The 16,581-nt window shown below is 65.8% G+C and carries 13 protein-coding genes; 6 read left to right on the top strand and 7 right to left on the bottom strand.

The features are described from left to right. Positions 1-119 precede the first annotated feature (119 nt). A complete protein-coding gene (locus ABD231_RS29315) occupies positions 120-1,298 on the top strand; it encodes a glycoside hydrolase family 5 protein (RefSeq protein ID WP_344158917.1) in 1,179 nt (392 codons plus the stop codon). 155 nt (positions 1,299-1,453) lie between these two features. After that, complete coding sequence (locus ABD231_RS29310; RefSeq protein WP_344158915.1) at positions 1,454-3,724, top strand: chitobiase/beta-hexosaminidase C-terminal domain-containing protein; 2,271 nt, start codon at positions 1,454-1,456, stop codon at positions 3,722-3,724. On the opposite strand, the gene ABD231_RS29305 is transcribed toward ABD231_RS29310, so the two are convergent. Next, complete coding sequence (locus ABD231_RS29305; protein ID WP_344158913.1) at positions 3,715-5,166, bottom strand: alpha/beta fold hydrolase; 1,452 nt, start codon at positions 5,164-5,166, stop codon at positions 3,715-3,717. The genes ABD231_RS29310 and ABD231_RS29305 overlap by 10 nt on opposite strands. Before the next feature lie 140 nt (positions 5,167-5,306). Continuing rightward, positions 5,307-6,095: a maleylpyruvate isomerase family mycothiol-dependent enzyme gene (locus tag ABD231_RS29300; RefSeq protein ID WP_344158911.1), complete on the bottom strand. Its 789-nt coding sequence runs from the start codon at positions 6,093-6,095 to the stop codon at positions 5,307-5,309. Between the two features lie 206 nt (positions 6,096-6,301). Between ABD231_RS29300 and ABD231_RS29295 the strand changes: the two genes are divergently transcribed. The 3 genes from ABD231_RS29295 to ABD231_RS29285 are packed head-to-tail and all read left to right on the top strand — an operon-like array spanning position 6,302 to position 8,975. Then, positions 6,302-7,270, top strand: coding sequence for an SdiA-regulated/phytase-like domain-containing protein (locus tag ABD231_RS29295; RefSeq protein ID WP_344158909.1), 969 nt, complete (start codon positions 6,302-6,304; stop codon positions 7,268-7,270). A 25-nt stretch (positions 7,271-7,295) separates the two neighbouring features. Continuing rightward, positions 7,296-8,507 carry an alkaline phosphatase gene (locus ABD231_RS29290; protein ID WP_344158907.1) on the top strand — a complete coding sequence of 404 codons (1,212 nt, stop codon included), beginning with the start codon at positions 7,296-7,298 and terminating at the stop codon, positions 8,505-8,507. 9 nt (positions 8,508-8,516) lie between these two features. Further along, positions 8,517-8,975, top strand: coding sequence for a GNAT family N-acetyltransferase (locus ABD231_RS29285; protein ID WP_344158905.1), 459 nt, complete (start codon positions 8,517-8,519; stop codon positions 8,973-8,975). Here the strand turns inward: ABD231_RS29285 and ABD231_RS29280 are convergent. Further along, entirely contained in the window at positions 8,972-11,503 is a 2,532-nt protein-coding gene (locus ABD231_RS29280; RefSeq protein WP_344158903.1) for a hypothetical protein, read from the bottom strand. The two genes, ABD231_RS29285 and ABD231_RS29280, sit on opposite strands and share 4 nt — an antisense overlap. Before the next feature lie 82 nt (positions 11,504-11,585). On the opposite strand from ABD231_RS29280, the gene ABD231_RS29275 reads away from it, so the two are divergent. After that, positions 11,586-12,194, top strand: coding sequence for a biotin transporter BioY (locus ABD231_RS29275; protein ID WP_344158901.1), 609 nt, complete (start codon positions 11,586-11,588; stop codon positions 12,192-12,194). Here ABD231_RS29275 and ABD231_RS29270 read toward each other — a convergent pair. The 4 genes from ABD231_RS29270 to ABD231_RS29255 are packed head-to-tail and all read right to left on the bottom strand — an operon-like array spanning position 12,143 to position 15,507. Further along, complete coding sequence (locus ABD231_RS29270; protein WP_344158899.1) at positions 12,143-12,745, bottom strand: energy-coupling factor transporter transmembrane component T family protein; 603 nt, start codon at positions 12,743-12,745, stop codon at positions 12,143-12,145. The two genes, ABD231_RS29275 and ABD231_RS29270, sit on opposite strands and share 52 nt — an antisense overlap. Then, positions 12,742-13,425, bottom strand: coding sequence for an energy-coupling factor ABC transporter ATP-binding protein (locus ABD231_RS29265; RefSeq protein ID WP_344158897.1), 684 nt, complete (start codon positions 13,423-13,425; stop codon positions 12,742-12,744). Before ABD231_RS29265 ends, ABD231_RS29270 begins: the two co-directional genes overlap by 4 nt. Next, entirely contained in the window at positions 13,416-14,567 is a 1,152-nt protein-coding gene (locus ABD231_RS29260; protein WP_344158895.1) for a thiolase family protein, read from the bottom strand. Before ABD231_RS29260 ends, ABD231_RS29265 begins: the two co-directional genes overlap by 10 nt. Further along, on the bottom strand, positions 14,560-15,507 hold the full coding sequence (locus ABD231_RS29255) for an AMP-binding enzyme (protein ID WP_344158893.1): 948 nt from the start codon (positions 15,505-15,507) through the stop codon (positions 14,560-14,562). Before ABD231_RS29255 ends, ABD231_RS29260 begins: the two co-directional genes overlap by 8 nt. Between the last annotated feature and the right edge of the window lie 1,074 nt (positions 15,508-16,581).

Genomic DNA, 16,581 nt, shown 5'->3' with positions numbered 1-16,581 from the left:
CGGCGGTGAGGCGCGCTTAGGATCCCGCCCAATCCCTGGTGATCTTGCCCGAACTATCCGCCCCCATCGTCGAAGCGCTTCGACGCTTCGTTCGACAGACCCGGAAGGGAGATATTCCGATGGGTTCACGCAAGCTCAGAATTGCGCTGCTCACTGCTGCTCTGATGGTCGTGCCTGGTATGACGAACACGGCCACTGCTAGCCCTGAAGCCGGTGCTGCTCAGATCGTGGCCGACCTCGGCGTCGGCTGGAATCTCGGGAACCAGCTCGAAGCCAACTCCAACGGCTACCCGAGCGAGACGGCCTGGGGCAACCCGGCCATCACCCAGGCACTCATCGACAAGGTCAAGGCTGCCGGCTTCAAGTCGATCCGGATCCCGGTCTCCTACCTGCGCACCATCGGCGCCGGCCCGAACTACACCCTCGACGCCGCCTGGCTGAACCGGATCCAGCAGGTCGTCAACTACGCCTACAACCGCGGCCTGTACGTGATCATCAATATGCACGGCGACGGCTACAAGTCCATTCCCTATGCCTGGCTGATCTGCGATGCTGCCAATCAGACCGAGATCAGAGCGAAGTACCTGAAGGTCTGGCAGCAGATCGCCACCCGATTCCAGAGCTATGACAACCGGCTGATTCTCGAGTCGATGAACGAGAACTTCGACGGCCAGTACGGCGCTCCCACGCAGCCGTGTTACTCGAATATCAACGCCTGGAACCAGATCTTCGTCGACACCGTACGGCGAGCCGGCGGTAATAACAGTTCGCGCTGGTTGCTCGTCCCCGGCTGGAACACCAATATCGACTACACCGCCGGCAACTACGGCTTCGTCGTACCGACCGATCAGTATCGGTCCTCGTCCATTCCGGCCAACGAGCAGCGGCTCATGATCTCCGTGCACTACTACTCCCCCTGGGACTTCGCCGGTGAGGAGAACGGCACCATCACCCAATGGGGGCGCGGGGCAACCAACCCGGCACGGAAGTCGACCTGGGGTCAGGAGGACTACCTGGATGCGCAGCTCAAGCTGATGTACGACAAGTTCGTCGTCCGCGGCTATCCGGTGGTCGTCGGTGAGTACGGTTCGATCGACAAGACCTCGGCCGACTCGACAAACAACCGGTACCGCGCCGACTACGCGCGCGCCGTGGTGTCGACCTCGAAGAAGTACGGCGCCGCGACCGTCTACTGGGACAACGGGCACAACGGTCAGTACGGCTTCGGCCTGTTCAATCGCGCCAACAACGCGGTGACGCAGCAGGGCATCATCGACGCCATCAAGAACGCTCGCTAACGGGCGAGCTCTTCCGCCGGGGCGGGAATCGGTCTAGGGTCCGCTGAAATGAGAGCGCTCTCACCTCATCCCCTCTACCGCCCCGGAGGTGGTTCCCCGTGTTCAGGAGTTCCAGAAGAGATCGTCGCCGTCGATGGCGTGCGGTGGTTGTCTCGGTGGTGCTGGCTGTGTGCTCGAGCTTCCTGGTGGGTGGCGTAGCGAAGGCCGCTGACGACTACACGCAGACGGTCACGTCGCTCAGCGCGACCCAGGCGCAGATTGCCTTCACGCCGACGACGGCGGCGGTCTATGTCGACGTCCACTACATCGTCGCGGGCCAAGGTCAACAGAACTTCCGGATGGATCTGAGTGGCGGTACGTGGCGCAAGACCGTGGGTGGTCTGTCGTCGGGCAGCGTCATCGACTACTGGTTCACGTATGAGAAGAGCGGGCCGCAGTACGACACACCGCACTTCAGCTACACCCACGGCGGTACGACGACGCCCACCGTCGCGACGCCGACCTTCTCGCCGGGCGGCGGCAGCTACGCGACCGCGCAGACGGTGACGATCTCGACGGCGACCGCCGGATCCACGATCCGGTACACAACCGACGGGTCGACACCGACCGCTTCATCGACTGTCTACAGCGGCCCGATCAGCGTGCCGTCCACCCGGACGGTCAATGCGATCGGGATCAAGGCCGGTCTCACGAACTCCGCGGTCGCGAGTGCGACGTACACGATCGGTACGACGCAAGTCAGCTGCACGACGCAGCCCGACGTACCGAACTTCGGGCCGAACACGCGGATCTTCGACCCGAGCATGTCGTCCACTGCGATCCAGGCGCAGCTCGATGCGGACTTCAACGCGCAGAAGGACACCCTCACGCACCAGATGGGCAGCGGGCGGATCGCGCATCTGTTCAAGCCCGGTGCGTACAGCGTGCACGACGATGTCGGCTACTACACCTCGGTCGCGGGTCTCGGTCAGAACCCGGGCGATGTCGTCATCAACGGCGCTATCACGGTCGATGCGTTCAACGAGTCCGACCACGGTGTCGCCTTGCAGAACTTCTGGCGGTCCGCGGAGAACATGGCGGTCAACCCGATCGGTGGTTCCAACCGCTGGGCGGTCGCGCAGGCGGCGCCGTTCCGGCGGATGGATATCCGCGGCAACCTGCAGCTGTACCCGGCCAGCTACGGCTTCGCCAGTGGCGGTTACATCGCCGACTCCAAGGTGTCCGGACAGACCGCGTCCATCTCGCAGCAGCAGTGGTACACGCGGGACAGCAACCTCGGCAGCTGGGACGGCGGCGTCTGGAACATGGTCTTCTCGGGCACCCCCGGCGCCCCGCCGACCACCTTCCCGAACCCGCCCGAGACAACCCTCGCCACGACACCGGTCTCCCGCGACGTGCCGTATCTCTACCTCGACGGCGCGGGTAAGTACCGCGTGTTCACCCCGTCGCTCCGCACGAACGCTTCGGGCGCGAGCTGGGCCAACGGGTCAACCCCCGGTACGTCGATCCCGATGAGCCAGTTCTATGTCGTCAAGGCCGGCGACACCGCGTCGACGATCAACTCGGCGCTCGCGTCGGGCTGCAACCTGTTCTTCACGCCGGGCATCTACCACCTGAACCAGACGCTCAACGTGACCAGGGCGAACACCGTCGTACTGGGCATCGGCTATCCGACGCTGATCCCGGACAACGGCGTCAACGCGATGCAGGTCGCCGACGTCGACGGCGTACGGGTCAAGGGTCTGCTGTTCGATGCCGGTACGACGAATTCCGCAGCTCTGCTCACCGTCGGCCCCTCGGGCTCGTCGGCGAACCATTCCGCGAACCCGACAACCCTTCAGGACGTGTTCTTCCGGATCGGCGGATCGATCGCCGGCCACGCGACGACCAGCCTGATCGTCAACAGCCACCACACGATCATCGACCACATCTGGGCCTGGCGCGCGGATCACGGGAACGCGGGCACCTGGGGCTGGACCCAGGCGACCGCGGATACCGGATTGATTGTCAACGGCAACAATGTACTGGCCACCGGCCTCTTCGTGGAGCATTACCAGAAGACCCAGGTGATCTGGAACGGCCAAGGCGGCAAGACCATCTTCTTCCAGAACGAGATGCCGTACGACGTCCCGAACCAGGCGAGCTGGAACCGACCGAGCGGCCGCAACGGATACGCGGCGTACAAGGTCGGCGACAACGTCACCTCGCACGAGGCGTGGGGATTGGGAAGCTACAACTTCTTCAACGTGAACCCCTCGGTCAGCGCCTACAACGCGTTCGAGGCACCCAACAACGCGAACGTGCGCTTCCACAGTCTCTGCACGGTGTCGCTGAACTACCAGGGCACCATCACCCACGTCATCAACGACACCGGTGCAGTCACACCACCCGGCACGGTCCCGGTGAATGTGGTCAGCTACCCCTGATCTGAGTTGGGCCCGGCCGGCTCCTGCGCTGCACAATGCAGGTTGCCGGCCGGGACCTTCAAAGCCGTCAGGTAGTTGTCGGTCGTCGACCGCGTGCACGCCGTGTACGGGTAGACGCCGTGCCCCCAGCCGCCATAGCTCAGCAGAACCGTGCCGGCCTTGTTCTGACCGTGAATGGCTGCGGCCCACTCGTACGGCGTGGACGGGTCGTGCGCCGAATTGAGCATCAGGATCTTATTCGGGGTCCTGAGCATCGGGATGTGCTGGGGATTAGTGGCCTTCGGTGAAGCCAGGCAGGCCGTCGTTGCGGCGTGGCCCAAATGCGAACCGCGGACATGTGGGGCGTTTCGAAGCTCAGCCGCAGTGAGCTGCTGGTAGTGCTTGAAATCGCGAATGCTGAAGTTGAAGTCGCTGCACAGCGAGGCCGCGACGGGCTCTGCGACCGGCTCACCCAGAGCAGCGGCACGACTGGACGCCTTCTGTCCGATGTTCAGAGCGGCAACCCAGGCACTGAATCGAGGCCAATCGGGCCCGTAGCCCATGCTGCCCGCTTCGTCCTTCAACTTGGTCGTGGTCACTTTGTTGCCGTCGGCATCGGTCAGCGCATCGCGTTCGGCCTTGGCCATCAAGCCGTCCCAGATCTTCACCGCGTCCTGGCCATGCAGCGGTGACGAGGCCGTTCGCTGATTCCACTTCACCCACTCGTGGAACGAATCCTCGACCGCTCGCGCCTCGCTGGTCAGGAAGGCCTCGGTGCCCAGGCTGTGGTCCACGGTCGAGTCGATCACCATGGCGCGCACGCGGTCGGCGTACCGCTCGGCGTACATCTGCCCGAACAACGTGCCGTACGAAATGCCGTAGTAGTTGAGTTTCGCCTCACCCAATGCGCCGCGCAGTGCATCCATGTCGTCGGCGACATCGACCGCTGACATGTGGTCGTACATCGGTCCGGTCCGCGCGCGGCAGTCGGCACGCAACTGCTTCTCGACCGTGACCAGCTGGGCGAACTCAGTGGCCGTGCGCGGATAGATCGCCGCCTGCTGCTTCTCGACCAGGTCCTGGTCGCACAGCACCGGCTTACTGCCGGCAACCCCGCGCGGATCGAACCCGATGATGTCGAACCGCTCCAGGATCTGCGGCGAGAAGAACTGCTCAGCATCCCCAGCGAACTGCACACCCGAGCCGCCCGGCCCACCAGGATTGACGAACAGTACGCCGACCCGGTGCGTCGGATCGGTCGCCTTGTGCCGATTCACGGCCAGCTCGAACGTCGGTCCCCCGGGCTTGCTCCGGTCGATCGGTAGAACCAGCGTGCCGCACTCATACCCGGGCTGCTCTCCCGCACACGGCTTCCACACGATCTTCGCCGTACCAGCCATCGCCGGCACTGTCGCGGCGGCCAGGACAACGCCCGCGGTCAACGCCCCGAGCGCTCGCTTCATCGGTCGCATAACTCCCTCTCGAAGGTTCATCGAACTCCCCTTCGAGGAGGTTGGCACCCGGCTGCGACTACCGGGACCACCCACAGGATGGCCCCTGATCATCCTGTGGGTGTACGTCCACTACGACCATCCGTCGAGGCTCAGTAGCCGCCGAAGACGCTGCGCAGGGTGTCCAAGCTGATCGGACCGGTCAGCTCGACCGATTCCGGCGTACGGTCCGGGCCTAGGCGACCGGCCGCGAGCCGCAGCCACGCCTCGGCCGACAGCGTCAGCGTGCCGTCGGACTCATCAGCCTTGGTCGCCTCCAGCGTGACCGGGTCGGCCAGCCGCAGGGTGAACTCCTCGGCCGGGTCGGTCGTGACAACAGTCAGTACGGCGGCCTGTCCGTTGAGCTCGGCGGGTTTGGTAATCCAGCTGACGTCGCGGTCGGTCTGCAGCATCTCGGGGACCGCCGCCGCGTCGAGTGTGGCCGCGGGGTCGGAGGCACTGCGGACGTCCCAGGAGTGGTAGGTCAGCTCGCTGAGGCGCATCCGCGCGAAGGTCGCCAAATCGATCGGAGCGGGCAGCCAGGAGAACTCGATCTGGATGGTGTCGCGCTGGTCCTCGGTCAGCGACTCGAAGAGCGCGAGCAGCTTCTCGTTCCACTCGAGGAAACCTTCGGCCTGCTCACGGCGAGACGACGAGTTCCACCGGTCCCAGACGGACTGGTTGAAGTCACCGGCGGCGGGCGGCTTCCCGTCCACCGCGAGCTGCAGGGTGTTGGTCATGATCTCCGCGCCACTGCCGAGGTGGCTCAGCACCTGCGCTATATCCCACTCCGTGGCCGCCGACTGCCCGGCCAGGGTCTCGTCGTCGAACTTGTCCACCAGATCCGCGAGCCGCTCGTAGCCGCTCCGAAGCGCGGTGATGACGGTATCGGCGTTGCTCAAGCTGTGCCTCCACAGGAGTAGTCGGTTCAGTTGTCAATCACTTCGCCGCCGTTCCTATTCCGCCGCCGTGCTCACCGGACGGTTGCCGGGACGGAGGTCGGTCGGTACAGTCTGATTTCTGTTAGGAAAGTTTACTTATAGTTTCGCTGCCGACAGTACCTCATCCGTGGCGAGCCCCGCCCCCCGTTGGCCGGAAGGAGCGCGACGTGTCCCTGTTCCGCCGTACGACCGTCTCCGCTGTTGTTGTCGCGGTGTCCCTGATCGCTCCCCCGGCCCACGCGGCCACCCCCTGGCCTGGTGGCCCGGCGGTGACTGTTGCCGACGGCAGCAATGTGTTCGGGACGAACCTGAGTGGGCTCTCGTTCGAGAGCCCGGATGTGTTGTGGGCAGTCAAGAACGGGCCCAGTACGTTGTACCGCTTGGTCCGGGATGGAACGCGCTGGAAGCCGGACTCGATTGGCGCGCGGTCGCTGAGCTATCGCGACGGCAGCGGCGATCCCGACGCCGAAGGTGTGGTCCGAACGCCGGACGGCTTGGTGGTCGCGACCGAACGCGACGGTGACGACGACAGCACCAGCCTGCTGAAGGTTCTCCGCTACAACCCGAGCTCCACGGCGAAATCTGTCAACGCCGTTGCCGAATGGGATCTCACCTCGGACCTTCCCGAGGTCGAGGACAACTCCGGCCTCGAAGCGATCTCCTGGGTACCGGACTCATTCCTCACCGCGAAGGGCTTCCGCGACCAGCGCACGAACGCCGCCTACAAGCCGAGCTCCTACGCCAACCACGGCACCGGCCTGTACTTCGTCGGTCTCGAAGACAACGGCATGGTCTACGCCTACGCCCTGAACCAGTCAGGCGGCACCTTCACCCGCATCGCCGCGTTCACCGGCGGCTTCCCGTCCATCATGGACCTCGAGTTCGAGCCGGAAGCCGACCGCCTGTGGTCAACCTGCGACAACCACTGCCAGGGCCGCAGCGCCGCGCTCACGATCGTGAACGGCAAGTTCACCGTCGCAACGACCTACGACCGCCCAGCCCAGCTCCCCAACTACAACCTCGAAGGCTTCACCATCGCGCCCACGTGTGCCTCCGGCCGCAAGCAGGTCGTCTGGGCCGACGACGACAACACCGGCGGCCACGCACTCCGCGCCGGTTCTCTCCCTTGCCTGTAACGAAGCTCTTTCCCTAGGAGGCACTATGCGCAGTCTTGTTGTGGCGGTGGCGTTGACGGTTCTGAGTGGTGGTACGGCGGTTGCTGTTGCGCAGACGACTCATGAGCGGCCTCGGGTGGCGAAGAACATCATCTATATCCAAGGTGATGGGCTGGGGCCTGGGCAGCGGAACCTGATTCGGCTGGCGACCAAAGGCCGGTACGGCGAACTAGCGCTCGACAAGCTGCCGGTTGCCGGGATGGTGCGGACTACGTCGGTCGATCCGGATGAGGTGGTGACCGACTCGGCTGCTTCGGCGACCGCGTTGGCAACCGGGCACAAGACGAACAACGGGGTCGTCGGGATGGATCCGAAGGGGCGGCCGGTCGAGACGATTCTGGAGTTGGCGAAGAAGGCGGGGAAGTCGACTGGGCTGGTGACCACCGCAACGGTCACGGGTGCGTCGCCGGCGTCGTTCGCTGCCCATGTGCCCAGTCGCGACCTGCAGAACGACATTGCCAAGCAATACATCGAGAAGGTCAGGCCCGACGTACTGCTCGGTGGCGGTGAGGACTGGTGGTTCCCGAAGGGGAACCCGGGGCAGTTTCCGGACAAGCCGGGTGAGGAGGAGAGCAACAGTCCGTACGGCAATCTGGTCGAGCAGGCTCAACGCACGGGCTACACCTACGTGCGCAACGCCGACGAACTGCGCGCCACCCGATCGAACCGGCTGCTCGGACTCTTCGCGAACGAGGACATGGTCGACTACGGGGAGCACGGCAAGTACGCGCCGCGCGTTCCCTTGCAGCAGATGGCTCGCAAGGCGCTGGATGTCCTGTCCAAGAACCCCCGGGGTTTCTTCCTCTTCCTCGAAGAAGAAGGCACCGACGGGCTGTCCCACGACAACAACGCCGCCGGTGTGATCGACGCCGGGCGCGCCCTCGACAACACCGTTGCCGAGGTCATGCGGTTCGTCGCCAAGCACCCGGACACCCTCGTCATCATCAACGGCGACCACGAGACCGGCGGTCTGAGCATTCAGGACTACGACACCGACGAGGAGAAGACCGACCCGCGCCAGGAGGGCCCCTTCCCGATCCCCGGCTCGAACCTGCGTTTCGCCGTCGACTGGGTCACCAACAGCCACACCGGCGCCGACACTCCCCTGACCGCATCCGGCCCCGGATCCGACCGCCTCGGCCGCGTCCTCGACAACACCGAGGTGTACGCCGTCATGCGAGCCGCCGCCCGACTCTAGAATGGCGCGGTGGCGACTGACTTGGTGATCGAGGAACGTCCCGTCGACGACCCGGAACTGGCCCGCCTGCTGGCCGCCGCGTTCGACGAACTCGTCGGCCGGTACGGCGCGGAAGGCCGGTCGCAGGTAAAGGACGGTGCCCGCTACCTCGTCGTACTGGACGATGACTCCGCCGTCGCCTGCGGCGCCGTACAACCCTTCGAGTCATCCCACGAACATGCGGGCGACGGCGAGGTGAAGCGCATGTACGTAACCCCCGAAGCACGTGGGCGCGGACTAGCCCGAGTCCTGCTCACGTGCCTCGAACACGTAGCCCGAGAAGCCGGACACCCCACTCTCCGACTCACCACCGGCCACCTCCAACCAGCCGCCATAGCCCTCTACGAGTCCGCCGGCTACCGCCGCACCGAGCCTTGGGGCAAGTACCTCAACCAGCCCGGCACCCACTGCTACGCCAAGTCCCTCTAGATCGGTACTACGACATACCCCTCGGCTGGTACGGCGTACGTCGTGCCGTTGATGATGAGCGTCGTGAAGCCGGGTGGGGCGTGGACCAGGAGGCGCTCGGGCTTGGTGCGCCAGGTGGCTGTCCAGGTGAGCGTCAGTTGAGTGGAGCCGGTACGGCGGAATTTCAGGCTGACGGGGCCGTAGACGGTGGCCATTTTGTCGAAGACGGTGTCTTGGTCGGTGGTTAGCCAGGCCATCGGGCAGAGGCGGAGCAGGTTGAGGTCGGTCTCGGAGAGTTGGTCGTCGACGACCGCGAGGCGCATCAGCGTGAAGATGGTGGCGTGGGTGCCTAGTGAGGCCGACATGCCGCCGCGGTGTTCGAAGGGGATGTAGGTCTGCGGTGAGACGCCGCCTGCGGCCAGCGAGTACATGCCTTCGAGGAAGCGAGCGCGGTTGCCGAGCTGCCAGGAGTGGAAGATGTTCCAGCTGTAGATCGGTTCGAAGCTGGAGATCTCGTGCTCGAGGATCGGGGCGTCGAGCGGGTGTTTCCGGGAGCCGCCGTTCCACAGTTTCGCGTTCGGGCCGACGCGGAAGTAGTCGCAGTACTTGACCATCCGCTCGTCGGAAGCCGGGAGCAGTCCGGCCCACACCATCACCATCGCGCCGGCGTCGAGCCGCATCGCCTCGCCGAAGTTGCCCGCCGGACCGAAGTAGTTGTGCCCGTAGATCGGATAGTCGCTCCCATCCGGATGACGCCACTTCGGCGAGACCCGGCCGATCGCGTCCAGGCCGGCACTCGCCTTGGCGCGGTAGTCGGCCGCCAGAGCCGTCAACGCCGGCACCCGCGCGTGGTTGAGCCGCTTCAGCAGCCGGATGGTCGTCGCCAGACCCTTGTAGATCCAGGCCGTCGCCCAGATGCTCTGGACCGAGATCTCCTCGTCAGACGCCTCCGCCGCCGGCGGCAGACCCACGACACCACCGTGCCCGGTGAGCTTGCACGCCATCTCGATCCAGTCGCAGGCGAGCAGCAGCGACGGCAGCCACTTGTCGATGAAGGCCTGGTCACCCGTCATCAACGCATGGGTCGCGACCGATATCATCACCGCACCGTGGTCGGGCAGCCAGTCGACCGCCTTCACTTCCTCCGGAGTCGAGTAGTACCCAAGATGCGACGGGTACAGCTCCCCCTTGGGCGTCTTCTTGCCCTGATTGCCGAGGTAGAGATCGAGGTGTTTTGCGACCGTGTCGTGATGGCCGAGCAAGGACAGGAACATGTGGCTGGTCATCGACGTCGGCGTCGACCACAGCACGTCGTACCCCATCGACCCGGTCAGGAAGGTCGAGTAGGTCTTCCCCGGCACCTTGCAGGCGACCACCTCGGAGAACTGGATGTTCCGGGTGACCAGGTCGTTGACGTACTTCTCCGGCGTGCTCACAGTGGCCGCGGTCGCCGGCTTGCGGGACCAATACCGGTTCGAGTCGGCGAGCGCGCCGTCGTACCCGAGGTTGATCTCCGGGTTGAACTCGTTGGCCTCGTTGACCGGCCGCATGCACTGCAGGATGTCGACGCGCGAGCCGACCTCCGGCTTGAGCCGGGCGGCGATCTCGTAGATGTTCTTGCCGGCAACCGTGGGCTCAAGGAACTCCGGTGCCGGCGCGCCGTTCATCGCCAGTACGCCGAGCTGTGGGCCGCGCGGCTGCCACATCGAGAAGCCGGTCATCCCGTTGGCGCTGAGGTCCTTCTTCCAGCGGGTGTAGGTGAACGGCGCCAGCTCCGGGAAGCCGGTGAGCACGATGCCGTCTTGCCAGTTGTACGGGAGTTCCTGGGTGTAGTACGCGCGGCATACCCGGATCGCGAATCCGTAGTCGCGGTTGGGCTTCACCAGTCGTGCATCAGCGGCTACGACCTCAAGCCGGATCCACGCGAAGAGTGACTCCTCGCCGGTCACCACGTCAGCGCCGTTCATGGCATGGGCGAACACCGATTGCCGTAGTACCAGCCCTGCTTCGGAGAACGTCCACTCCGTTTGCAGCACCGGCGTCGGGTGGTCGGCCCAGCTCTGGCGACCGCGGCCGTACAGGCCTTGGTCCTCGCGGTAGACGTAGAAGTGGCCCGGGTACAGGTCCGGCATCCGCGGCGTCGGATCCTCCGGCTTCCCCCGGCTGAACGCGGGACCGCCCCACGGCGTCATGTCCAGCTGCAGCCGGTCTTTCTCGTAGTGCTTGTCGTCGTTCGGGTTGCTTTCTTTCTCGAACTCCTTGATCTTGCGCGCCAGCGGGGAGGGCGCGCCGATCACGCTGCCGTTGTAGGTGACGTTGAACCGGAACAGGTGGTCCTTCCAGCCGATCGGCGTCCACACGTTGCGTGGATTCGGCCACCACAGCTTGGCCAGCTCGATATCCGGCTCGACCCCGGCAAGCCCGGACACCGCGGGAGCCACCGCGGCGCTGCCCACCGATGCGGCCGCGGTCCCGCTGGGGACAGCGGTTGCCGCGAGTGCGCCACTACCGGTGGCAAGGAAGGTTCGTCTGGACCAGTTCGTCGCCATGCCGAACAACGTAAGGATTCCCGGATATCCCGCCTATCGTTTCGATGTCAGTGATCAGGCTCTTGACAGGCACAATGACGGCATGAACAGGGACAAACGAACCCGGGACCTCGCGTTGATCGCGACCTTCGCCGGTCTGGTCGGCGCCATGGGCCTGGTGCCGGGAGTGTCACCGTTCGGGTTCCCGGTGCCGGTCACCGTGCAGACACTGGGCGTGATGATCACCGGCGCGGTCCTCGGCGGCCGCCGCGGTGGACTCTCGATGCTGCTCTTCCTGGCGCTCGTCGCTCTCGGCCTGCCGCTGCTGTCCGGCGGCCGCGGTGGGCTGGCGGTCTTCACCGGACCGAGCGCGGGCTACGTGATCGGGTTCCCGGTCGCCGCGTTCGTGATCGGCAGCCTCGTGTACCGGTTCGGAGCGCCGTACCGGATGTGGCTTGGACTGCCGAGCATCGTCTTCGGCGGGATCGTGGTGCTGTACTGCATCGGCATCCCGGTCACCGCGTGGCGCGCGCACCTCGACCTCGGTACGGCGATCACCGGCAGCGCGTTCTTCCTGATCGGGGACAGCGTGAAGGCGGTCATCGCGACTGTCGTCGCCGACGCCGTCCATCGCGCCGTACCAGATCTGCTGCCGCGGCGTCAGTCGTCAAAGCCTCGCGCGATCAACGCCTCGGCCAATCCGTCGGCCTGACGGAGCGAGCGGACAACCAGCGGTACGGCGAACGCTCGCAGACTGAAGCCAAGTCCGCGGGCCAGCTGAGCTTCTCGGACATCGCGGGCCAGGTCGAGGACGACCGCGACCGAACGGATGCCGAGGGCAAGGGCAATCCCGAAACGCTCAGGGTCGACGCCTACTCGCTTTAGCGGCCGGGCACATCTGACTGCGAGGTCGAGCAGGTCGGTCGTGCGCGTCGTACTGCTGATCACGCCGGCGAGGATGAGGAGCGCGGCCAGACCGCCGGCGACGTGGAAGGCGGTGGCTGGGCCGTCGGTCAACCATTGGTAGCCGCCGAGCAGTACGACGATGAGCAGGTAGGCCTTCCATTGCCTGGCGAGGAGTCTGCGCGGAAGGCGGGCGACGACGGTGGCGATGATCGCGAGGGCGAGCGCGGTCGCGGTCAACCAGGGCTCGTCGAGGATGACGGTTGCGATCGAGACCGCGGCCAGCGCTAGCACCTTCGAACCGGCTCTGGTTCGATGCAGGATCGACGTACCGGGGACGTAGGTCATCAGGTCGCTCATATGGCCAGGTCCCGGTACGCAGCGCGGGCCTGATCCGGCTCGTCGTCGCAGACGAGGCGGCCGTTGTCGAAGACGAGTGTGCGGTCGAAACCGTCGAGCAGGTGCAGGTGATGGGTCACCAGGATCACTTGCAGGTCAAGGCGTTCGATCTCGTGGCGGATCCGTCGTTCGTTGCTCAGGTCAAGCAGTGTGGTCGGCTCGTCGAGTACCAGAACCTCGGGTTCGGTGACGATGACGGAGGCCAGGGCGAGCAGCTGCTTCTGCCCGCCGGACAACGTGTGCGCGGGCCGATCCTTCAGCTGCGACAAGCCATAGGTGGCGAGGACATCGTCGACGCGCTGATGCACTTCGGTCTTGGACAAGTGCAGCCGACGGAGGCCGAAGGCAACATCTTCGGCGACCGTCGGCATCACGATCTGCGAGTCCGGATTCGTGAAACAGAAGCCGACCTTGCGGCGGATCCGGCGCGCCTGATTCGCCGTACTGTCGCCGTCGACTCGCACGGTGCCGAGCTCCGGAATGACCAGCCCGTTGATCATCCGCACGAAGGTCGACTTGCCCGAGCCGTTGGCGCCGATGATGCCGATGCGGCGTTCGTGGAGTTGGACGGTGATGTCTTGGAGCACGGGCTCACCGTCGCCGAACGCGTGCGTCACCTCGGCGAATTCGATCAGCGGCATGCTTCGACCAGAATCGCCGTACCTTGGCCACCACCGGCAGCAATCGCCGCCACGCCGTACCGGCCGCTCTGCTGGGTGACCAGCTGACTGAACAACCGCACCGCCAGTACGGCGCCACTCGCACCCCACGGATGTCCGAGTGCCAGCGCACCACCTTGCGCGCAGACGCGCTCATCGGGGAGCCCGAGCACGTCGCAACACGCAAGCACTTGTCCTGCAAAGGCTTCGTTGAACTCCCAGACGTCGATCTGCTCGATGCTCAAACCAGTTGCCCTGAGCACCCGTTGCACAGCCGGCACCAACCCAAGCCCGGGTGTCGTCGGATCGACTCCGGCCGAGGCAGCCGCCAGCACCTTTAGCCCGGGGCCAGTATGGGACAGCGCCACCACCGCGGCGCCATCGTTGATCCCGCACGAGTTGCCAGCCGTCACCGTGCCGCCAGCCCGAAACACCGCAGGCAACTTCGCCAACCGCCTCGTGGTCAACCCACGCCTAACTCGCTCATCAGTCGTCTGCCCGCCGACCGGCACAATCTCGTCATCAAACGCCCCCGCCAGTTGCGCCGCCGCAGCCCGCTCATGCGACCGAGCGGCGTACTCGTCCTGGCGCTCACGCGTGATCCCATGCAGCTCAGCCAGCACATCAGCGGCCACCCCCATCTCGGGATCCCGGTCAGCGGGCGCGAAGGGAGCACGCTCGTACCGCACCGGCTCACCCTCCCCCACCGCCGGCCAGAACCGCCAAGGCGCAGTAGAAGCACTCTCCACCCCACCCGCCACCACAAACCCGCCCTCGGCAGCCGCGGCCTCAACCCCAGTCGCGCGGCTTCCCCCGCCACCACCATCCCCGTGCGCCGCGGCTGCGAGTTGGATTGCGGCTAGGCCGCTGGCGCATTGGCGATCTACCGTGATCGCGGGGACGTGGTCGGCGATGCCTGCTGTTAGGGCGGCTACTCGGGCGACGTTGCCGCCCGGTCCCATGCAGTTGCCTAGGACAACGTCTTCGATCTGGTCGGCGGGGAGTCTTCGGGTCAGCTCCTTCAGCACCGCGGCACCGAGGTCGGCGGCGGTCAGGTCGCGGAACGCCTTACCTGCGGTGCCGATCGGCGTTCGCAGTGCATGGGTGATGAACAGGTCAGACACGCGCCAACCTCGCTCGATCGATCTTCCCGCCGGGCGTCAACGGTAGTTCGTCGACGACTCGCCAGCGCCGCGGGCGATGCGACGACGGCAGGTGTTCTCGCGCATACGCCCGCAGCGTCGCCAGATCAGCCTCCGCGACAACCGCAACTGCGAGCACTTCGCCGAGAACTGCGTGCGGTACGCCGTAGACGACGACCGGTCCCTGGGCGACACTCGCGAGCCGTTCCTCGACCTCGGCGATCACCACGGTCGCACCAGCTGTCGTGACCGCGCCGGGGCGGCCGAGCACGCTGAGCGTCGTACCGGACCAGCGGCCGCGATCACCCACCGTCGCCCACCCCTCCGAGTCGGTCCGCAACGGGCCGGCAGCGCCGTCGGCGTACCCACGGCAGATGTACGGCGACCGCACCCAGATCTCGCCATCTCGGAGCTCGACCTCGACCCCGTCGAACGGGCGCAGGTCGTCGGCGTGACTTCCAGCGGCAACGAACGACAACTCAGCAGCACCGTAGTAATGCACCACATTCGCCGCCGCCGACCGCCGCTCCAACCTCGCGCCCGCCACGCAGATCACCACCTCCGGCGCCAACTCACCACCCAGCCGCTCAAGCTGAGCCGGAGTCAGACAAGCATGAGTCGCCTCACCCGGCTCATCCACCACCCGGGCGCCAACCGCCGCCGCATGCACTGCCGCGAACAGGTTCATCGTCGCGCTCAACGGCCCCGGAACCCACACAGCTGCGCCCGACCTAACCCCGGTCAACTCCGAGTAAGCCTCGAACGACGCCCACCACGACTCCGGATCCCGCACCACGAACCGCGGCCGATCGGTCGTCCCCGACGTACCCAACGCAATCGGCACCCCACGCTCCCGCGCCCCCAGCACCGCCCGCACCGGGTCAGCCGTCTCCAACGGCCGCACCGAAAACCCACCAGTCACGCCCCGACTCTAGTTCCTGACTCCCCGCATCCCCCGACGGACAGGACGTAGCCGCCTACACACACCGCCGTACCCGCCTGAGCCGACCCCCTGACCGCCGTTCTCCAGCAGACACCTCCTGTCGATACGCACTTTGTCTCTCCGCGACCGCGAACTACCACAGAGGTGAGGTTGAGGGCCCGGGTGCGCCGGGATGCGGCCGGGAACGTACGGCAGGGTGCTCGCCGCTGCGGCCGGCTTGCAGAGGAAGTGTGGCTGGGCAGGGCAGGTGGCTGAGCGGGATGGCGAGGCCGGCGACCGCGTGCATGTCGCCTGGGGCTGACGGGCTTCGGTTGCGGTCCAAGAAGAGGTTGCCCTTCAAGTGACCGTCGCGGATGGTTCAGCCGGTGTGGGGAATGTGTTGGGCCTGAGCGGGCCAAGATGCGCCCCACACTCCGTCTCCCGAGGCGAAATGGTCCGCCGGTGGCGCTTCAAGGAAGTACACCGCCGATTCCGTGGCGCCGGAGTGATGGACAGGACTACTAGCCCTCTGAGCGGTCGTGCTCGGTCCCGCCTGAACCGGTTTGGGGAGGATGACGGCCAGCGCCGAGTCGATTCGGGGTGGATTCCGGACGTATTTGGGCGTGCATCCCTCCCCGGACCCCCGCGGGATCCTCCCCAAACCGGTTTGGGGAGGATCGATCGCATCGCACTTGGCCTGCGCGGGGACTTGGCCTGCGCGGGGACTTGGCCCGGGCGGGGACTCGGTCGGCGCGGGAACCTGGCCAGCGCGGGTAGATCGGCCGGTGTGGGGAATGTGTCGGGCCTCAGCGGGCCAAGATGCACCCCACACTCCGTCTGCCGAGGCGAAATGGTCCGCCGGCGCGGATTCACGGAAGATCACTGCCGCTCCGTGGCAGTAGCGATCCGCGAAGCGGGGTTTCGCCTTTGGTTGCTGGTGTTTGGGGCAACTATTTGTCACATGCGGGCACATACTCCACGCAGCTCTTGTACCGCAACCCAAGCCCGTCAGCCCCAGGCAACGTGAACGCGGTCGCGGCCTCGCCAAGCAGCCCAGCCACAGGCTCGGCCAGC

The sequence above is a fragment of the Kribbella yunnanensis genome (genome assembly GCF_039529655.1).
In the GTDB taxonomy this organism is placed as follows: Bacteria; Actinomycetota; Actinomycetes; order Propionibacteriales; family Kribbellaceae; genus Kribbella; species Kribbella yunnanensis.
Note: the sequence above shows the minus strand (reverse complement) of the source record. Positions and strands in the feature narration are given on the sequence as shown.